The 6,785-nt window shown below is 61.3% G+C and carries 6 protein-coding genes and 1 pseudogene; all 7 read left to right on the forward strand.

Translation table 11 applies throughout. The features are described 5' to 3' along the window. Positions 1 to 626 (forward strand): annotated as a pseudogene (locus ACTG4J_RS14095) (DNA-directed RNA polymerase subunit beta'); the annotation flags it as partial. A 135-nt stretch (positions 627 to 761) separates the two neighbouring features. Continuing rightward, a complete protein-coding gene (locus ACTG4J_RS14100; RefSeq protein WP_439140375.1) occupies positions 762 to 1,610 on the forward strand; it encodes a glycosyltransferase in 849 nt (282 codons plus the stop codon). Further along, complete coding sequence (locus tag ACTG4J_RS14105) at positions 1,607 to 2,536, forward strand: DMT family transporter (protein WP_439140376.1); 930 nt, start codon at positions 1,607 to 1,609, stop codon at positions 2,534 to 2,536. The genes ACTG4J_RS14100 and ACTG4J_RS14105 overlap by 4 nt, the downstream gene beginning before the upstream one ends. Continuing rightward, positions 2,529 to 3,362, forward strand: a complete 834-nt coding sequence (locus ACTG4J_RS14110; RefSeq protein ID WP_439140377.1) for a glycosyltransferase — start codon at positions 2,529 to 2,531, stop codon at positions 3,360 to 3,362. Before ACTG4J_RS14105 ends, ACTG4J_RS14110 begins: the two co-directional genes overlap by 8 nt. A 220-nt stretch (positions 3,363 to 3,582) precedes the next feature. Then, positions 3,583 to 3,954 carry a 30S ribosomal protein S12 gene (rpsL, locus tag ACTG4J_RS14115; RefSeq protein ID WP_085835153.1) on the forward strand — a complete coding sequence of 124 codons (372 nt, stop codon included), beginning with the start codon at positions 3,583 to 3,585 and terminating at the stop codon, positions 3,952 to 3,954. A gap of 13 nt (positions 3,955 to 3,967) precedes the next feature. Continuing rightward, positions 3,968 to 4,438, forward strand: coding sequence for a 30S ribosomal protein S7 (gene rpsG / locus ACTG4J_RS14120; protein WP_439140378.1), 471 nt, complete (start codon positions 3,968 to 3,970; stop codon positions 4,436 to 4,438). 66 nt (positions 4,439 to 4,504) lie between these two features. Further along, positions 4,505 to 6,628: an elongation factor G gene (gene fusA, locus ACTG4J_RS14125; protein WP_439140379.1), complete on the forward strand. Its 2,124-nt coding sequence runs from the start codon at positions 4,505 to 4,507 to the stop codon at positions 6,626 to 6,628. The last annotated feature ends 157 nt before the right edge of the window (positions 6,629 to 6,785 follow it).

Here is a 6,785-nt window from a genome sequence, read left to right on the forward strand (position 1 = left end):
CCGAGGGCGATTTCGTCCAGAAGGGTGACTACATCATGGATGGCAACCCCGCCCCCCATGACATCCTCGCCATCATGGGCGTCGAGGCCTTGGCCGAATACATGATCAACGAGGTGCAGGAGGTCTATCGTCTCCAGGGCGTGAAGATCAACGACAAGCACATCGAGGTGATCGTGCGTCAGATGCTCCAGAAGTGGGAGATCCTCGACAGTGGCGAGACCACGCTTCTGAAGGGCGAGCATGTCGACAAGGCTGAATTGGAAGCGATGAACGCCAAGGCAGCGGCCGATGGTCGCCGCACGGCGGATGCGCAGCCGATCCTCTTGGGCATCACCAAGGCAAGCTTGCAGACCCGCAGCTTTATCTCGGCGGCCTCCTTCCAGGAAACGACACGCGTGCTGACCGAAGCTTCGGTTCAGGGCAAGGTCGACAAGCTGGTCGGCCTCAAGGAAAACGTCATCGTCGGCCGCCTGATCCCGGCGGGTACCGGTGGCGCGACCATGCGTGTCGAGCGCATCGCAAAGGCGCGCGACATGAGCGTGATCGAAGCGGCCCGTGCCGAGGCCGAAGCGGCCGCAGCACTTGCCGCGCCAGTGATGGCCGAAACGGGCGACGAGACGGAATAACCCCCGTCTTGCCCGACCAATGCGACGCCCCGCCCTTACCGGCGGGGCGTTTTCTTTTGCAAAGCGTGCATGGGGTGTTCCGCTACGCGGCGCTTTGGCCTAATCTTCGCCGCAAAAGGGCAGCATACCGGCGCCATGGCCTCGCGTGAAGATAACCAGATTATCGGCGTCTGCCGCTTCTCCTATCTGGGAGAGGGCGGTTTCCAAACGCAAAATCAGGATTTTGAAAAAGCCGCGCGCGTTCTTTACGATGTGCCGCGTATGCTGCGCCGTTTTGCCTATTTCGAGAATATCTGCCTGCCTTCGCTGGCGGCGCAAACCGATCAGGATTTCCACCTTGTGGCCTTGATCGGTGACACCATGCCCTTTCGCTGGCGCAAGCGCCTGAAAGGATTGATGGATCAATATCCCTTTCTCGAGGTATGCACGCTGGAGGCGGCGGGGCCGCTCAACTCTACCCGGCGCGCCTTTCGCCGGGCTTGGAATGGCACCTCGACCTATATCACCGGCTTTCGCATCGATGATGATGACGCGGTCGCCAGCGACTATATCGCGCGCACCCGTGCCATCGCCGACCAGCTTTTGCACCTTGGCTGGGCAGACGAGGAAACCCCCGCTGCGATCTGTTTTCATCGGGGCATCTATTGGGACATGGCCCGCCCCGAGGAGGAACAGTTTTGGGATTTCTCCGAGAAAGAGCCGCTCGGCCTTGCCTCTGCGATGATCACAACCCCCGAGGGGATGACGAATATCTACCGTTGGAACCATCGCAGACTGGCCAGCCAAGTCCGCTGCTGGATCGATCCGAACGATTATATGTTCGTGCGGACCTTGCACGGCCATAACGACAGCGACCGCTCGATCCCGCCCGACGCGCGCGCGCTGCCCGCGTGGCAGGCCAAGAAACTCTTCCGCGAGCGCTTTGGCCTGATGCCCAATAAATTGCAGGCGATGATCCAACAACGAATGGATGAGGCGACATGAGCACACCGCTCAGCCCCAATTTGCGGGGTGCGCTTTACATGACGCTGTCGATGGCGGCTTTCACCGTGAACGATGCATGTGTGAAGCTCGTGGCCGAAACCGTTCCGCTGTTCCAGGTCATCTTTCTGCGCGGCTTGGGCACGACGATCTTGCTGGCGATTTTCGTGCAAGCGACCACGGGCCTGCGCCCCACCTTTCCGCGCCGCGACCGCCCCTTGATCGCCGGGCGCACACTGGCCGAGATCTTTGCCATGGTCAGCTTCACCATGGCCTTGACCAACATGGCGATCGCGAATGCCACGGCGATCTTGGCGGCCTTGCCCTTGGTGGTGACACTTGGCGCGGCGCTGGTCTTTCGCGACAAGGTCGGCTGGCGGCGCTTGTCGGCGATCTGCATCGGGTTTCTGGGCGTCTTGTTGATCGTGCAGCCGGGCACCGAAGGCTTCAACATCTGGTCGCTCTTGGTGCTTTTTTCGGTGCTGGTGATCACCGCGCGCGATCTGTTCACCCGCGCCTTCAGCCCGGCTGTTCCGACGATGACGGTGGCGGTTCTGACGGCGGCGGCGGTCTGCATCGTGGGTGGTGTGCTGTCGCTGTTCACGCCCTGGGTGGCGCTCGATCTGCGCGAGGCGGCGCTGATTGCGGCGGCGGCGGTGCTGATCATCGGCGGCTATGTCTTCGGCATCATGGTGATGCGCGTGGGCGAGGTGGGCTTCGTCTCGCCGTTTCGCTATACCTCGCTGATCTTCGCGTTGATCCTCGGGCTGGTGGTGTTTGACGAGTTTCCAAATGCGCTTGCTCTTACGGGCGGCGTGATCGTGGTCGGGACCGGCATCTTCACGCTGTTGCGCGAGCGGATGGTGGCGCGCGCCAACCGCCGCAACGCGGCCAAGGCGGCGACAACGCCGGGGGCGCCGCATGGGTGATCATCTGCAAGTGCAGGGGCTATGCCGGTTTTCGTTGCCTTGCACGGGCGGGTTCAAGAAATACCATGCCGATTTCGCCGAACGTCGTGCCGCGCTTTATGCGCCCGACCGCCTTGATGCGCGTTGTGTATGGTTCGAGCATGTCTGCCTGCCCGGTCTGGCGCTGCAAACCGACCCCGATTTCACCCTTCATGTCGTCCTCGGCGCGGATTTCCCCGAGCCGTGGCGCAGCCGGATGACGGCGCTTTTCGCCGCTATCCCCCAGATACGGCCGCATTGGCGCGCGCCCGACGATCACCGCGCGATCTGTCGCGAGGTGCTTTTGAGCGCGCGCGACCCGCACGCGGCGGCGGTCGCCGAGTTCCGCCTCGACGATGATGATGCCGTCGCCGTGGATTATGTCGCCCAGCTCCGCCGCAACTGGCCCAAACTCGCGCGGCTGGCCGGCCCAAACGGCCGCGTGGCCCTTGATCACGGGCGGGGGATGGTGCTGGAGGCGCGGCCCGATGACCAGATCCATGTTCATCCCTTGCTGACCCTGTGTTGGTCGGCGGGGCTGAGCTTGTTCATGCGGCCGGACGACACCGGGATCATCATGGACTTCCCGCATCACCGGATCTGGCAGCGCGTGCCTTTCGTCAATTTGACTGAAAGCATGATGTTCATTCGGGGCGATCATGCCACCAATGATTCCCGCACTCACTTTGATACCACCATGCCCGTGCCCATGCCCGAGCCTGAGATCGCCGCGCTTCTGATGCGGCGTTTCGGCATCGACATTGCGGCGTTTCGCAATGCTTGGCCGCAGCGTGCGGCGCGCGGTTGACACCCATGCCGACTCCCCGTAAAGACGCGCCACTTGGCACGGGTAACCTCGTGCCTCTTACAGAATTGTAGTGGTCATGATCCGGGCCTTTGATGCGCCCCGATCCTCTGAAACTTCCACCGCAGCGTCCTCCAGGTAGGGAAGGGATGCTTGCGGCTTTGGTGTTTTCGCGTATCGCGCGGAAAGACCGCCGACATGAGAGAGCAAGACGGGGAACCGAATGCCGACGATTCAGCAGCTGATCCGCAAGCCGCGGCAGCCCAAAGTAAAACGCTCCAAGTCCCAGCACCTGGAGTCCTGCCCGCAGAAACGTGGCGTGTGCACGCGCGTCTATACCACCACTCCGAAAAAGCCGAACTCGGCAATGCGGAAAGTGGCCAAGGTGCGTTTGACCAACGGTTTCGAGGTCATCAGCTACATTCCCGGTGAAAGCCACAACCTTCAGGAACACTCCGTGGTTCTGATCCGTGGCGGCCGTGTGAAAGACCTTCCCGGTGTGCGCTATCACATCCTGCGCGGTGTACTCGACACGCAAGGCGTAAAAGATCGCCGCCAGCGTCGTTCGAAGTACGGCGCCAAGCGCCCCAAGTAAGAGGATACGAGAGATGTCCCGTCGTCACGCCGCTGAAAAGCGCCAGGTCCTGCCCGATGCCAAATATGGCGATATGGTGCTGACCAAATTCATGAACAACCTGATGATCGACGGCAAGAAGTCGATCGCAGAGCGTATCGTCTACAACGCTTTCGAGCGGGTGGAAGCCAAGCTCAAGCGCGCGCCCGTGGAAGTGTTCCACGAAGCGCTCGACAACGTGAAGCCCGCCGTCGAAGTGCGCTCGCGCCGTGTCGGTGGTGCCACCTACCAGGTGCCCGTCGAAGTGCGCCCCGAGCGCCGTGAAGCGCTGGCCATCCGCTGGCTGATCAACGCCTCGCGTTCGCGCAACGAGAACACGATGGAAGAGCGCCTTGCAGGTGAGCTTATCGATGCCGTGAACTCGCGCGGTGCCGCGGTGAAAAAGCGCGAAGATACCCACAAGATGGCCGATGCGAACCGCGCATTCAGCCACTACCGCTGGTAATAGAATGGGCGGTCCCATCCGGGGGCCGTCCTTCCGACATGTAACCCAAGCCTGAGGACCTCCCCCATGGCACGCGACTATCCGCTCGAGCGCTACCGCAATTTCGGCATCATGGCGCATATCGACGCCGGCAAGACAACGACGACCGAGCGCATCCTGTATTACACCGGCCGTTCGCACAAGATCGGCGAAGTTCATGATGGCGCGGCCACCATGGACTGGATGGAACAAGAGCAAGAGCGCGGGATCACGATCACGTCCGCTGCGACCACCACCTTCTGGCAGTGGCAGGAAGACCCGACCGCAGAAGGCACCTCGGACACCAAGGTGCGCTTCAACATCATCGACACCCCCGGCCACGTGGACTTCACCATCGAAGTCGAGCGTTCGCTGGCCGTTCTCGACGGCGCGGTCGCGCTGCTCGATGCGAACGCCGGTGTCGAACCGCAGACTGAAACGGTGTGGCGTCAGGCCGACCGCTACAAGGTTCCGCGGATGGTGTTCGTCAACAAGATGGACAAGATCGGTGCTGACTTCTTCAACTGCGTGAAGATGATCAAGGACCGCACAGGTGCGACACCTGTTCCCGTGAACTTCCCGATCGGTGCCGAAGACCAGCTCGAAGGCATCGTCGATCTGGTGACCATGGAAGAATGGGTCTGGGAAGGCGAAGATCTCGGCGCATCTTGGGTGCGTCAGCCGATCCGTGCCGAATTGAAGGACCTCGCCGACGAGTGGCGCTCGGTTCTGGTCGAAAACGCGGTCGAAATGGATGACGCGGCGATGGAGGCCTATCTCGAAGGCCAGGAGCCCGACGTTCCGACGCTGCGCAAGCTGATCCGTAAGGGTTGCTTGTCGATGACCTTCGTGCCCGTGCTTGGCGGTTCCGCCTTCAAGAACAAGGGCGTTCAGCCGCTTCTCAATGCCGTGGTCGACTATCTGCCCGGTCCGCTCGATGTGCCGGCCTATATGGGCTTTGCACCGGGTGACGAGACGGAAACCCGCAACATTCCGCGCTCGGCGGAAGATGCGCAGCCCTTTGCAGGTCTGGCGTTCAAGATCATGAACGACCCCTTCATGGGCACGCTCACCTTCACCCGGATCTATTCGGGCCAGATGAAAAAGGGCGACCAGCTTCTGAACGCCACCAAGGGCAAGCGCGAGCGCATCGGCCGCATGGTGATGATGCACGCCAACAAGCAAGAAGAAATCGCCGAGGCTTTCGCCGGCGACATCATCGCGCTTGCAGGTCTGAAAGACACCACCACGGGTGACACGCTGTGTGATCCGGCCCATCCGGTGGTTCTGGAAACCATGACCTTCCCCGATCCGGTGATCGAGATCGCGGTCGAACCCAAGACCAAGGCCGACCAGGAAAAGATGTCTCTTGGTCTGCAGCGTCTCGCGGCCGAAGATCCGTCCTTCCGCGTGGAAACCGATATCGAATCCGGCCAGACCATCATGCGTGGCATGGGCGAACTTCACCTCGACATTCTGATCGACCGCCTGCGTCGTGAATTCAAGGTCGAAGCGAATATCGGTGCGCCGCAGGTGGCCTATCGTGAAACCATCGGCCAAAAGATCGAACACACCTACACGCACAAGAAGCAGTCGGGTGGTTCGGGTCAGTACGCCGAGGTCAAGCTCGAGATCGCGCCGACCGAGCCGGGCGAGGGTTATTCGTTCGAGTCCCGCATCGTTGGTGGCGCGGTTCCCAAGGAATACATCCCCGGTGTCGAAAAAGGCATCAAGTCGGTCATGGATAGCGGTCCGCTTGCGGGCTTCCCCGTGATCGATTTCAAGGTCGCCCTGATCGACGGCAAGTTCCATGATGTGGACTCCTCCGTTCTGGCCTTCGAAATCGCAGCCCGCATGGGCATGCGCGAAGGGTTGAAGCGGGCCGGTGCGAAGCTGCTCGAGCCGATCATGAAAGTCGAAGTGGTGACGCCCGAAGATTACACCGGCGGCATCATCGGCGATCTGACCTCGCGCCGTGGTCAGGTGACCGGCCAAGAAAGCCGCGGCAACGCCATCGTGATCAACGCTTTCGTCCCGCTGGCCAACATGTTCGGCTACATCAACACCCTGCGCTCCATGTCTTCGGGCCGCGCGCAGTTCACGATGTTGTTCGACCATTACGAGCCGGTCCCGCACAACATCTCGGAAGAGATTCAGGCGAAATACGCATAACCGGGGCGGCGGGGTCAAACCCGCCCTACCCACCACCGTAGGGTGGGGCGATGCCCCACTGACCCGTTAAGGAGGCCATCATGGCAAAGGCAAAGTTTGAACGTAACAAGCCGCATGTGAACATCGGCACGATTGGTCACGTGGACCATGGCAAGAC

The organism is Roseicyclus sp. (assembly GCF_965662675.1).
Classification (GTDB): Bacteria; Pseudomonadota; Alphaproteobacteria; order Rhodobacterales; family Rhodobacteraceae; genus Roseicyclus.

What these genes read in the sequence shown, in the direction of transcription:
- ACTG4J_RS14110 (WP_439140377.1), top strand. Translation starts at nt 2,529, where the DNA reads ATGGGTGATCATCTGCAAGTGCAGGGGCTATGCCGGTTTTCGTTGCCT.
- ACTG4J_RS14105 (WP_439140376.1), top strand. Translation starts at nt 1,607, where the DNA reads ATGAGCACACCGCTCAGCCCCAATTTGCGGGGTGCGCTTTACATGACG.
- ACTG4J_RS14100 (WP_439140375.1), top strand. Translation starts at nt 762, where the DNA reads ATGGCCTCGCGTGAAGATAACCAGATTATCGGCGTCTGCCGCTTCTCC.
- fusA (WP_439140379.1), top strand. Translation starts at nt 4,505, where the DNA reads ATGGCACGCGACTATCCGCTCGAGCGCTACCGCAATTTCGGCATCATG.
- rpsG (WP_439140378.1), top strand. Translation starts at nt 3,968, where the DNA reads ATGTCCCGTCGTCACGCCGCTGAAAAGCGCCAGGTCCTGCCCGATGCC.
- rpsL (WP_085835153.1), top strand. Translation starts at nt 3,583, where the DNA reads ATGCCGACGATTCAGCAGCTGATCCGCAAGCCGCGGCAGCCCAAAGTA.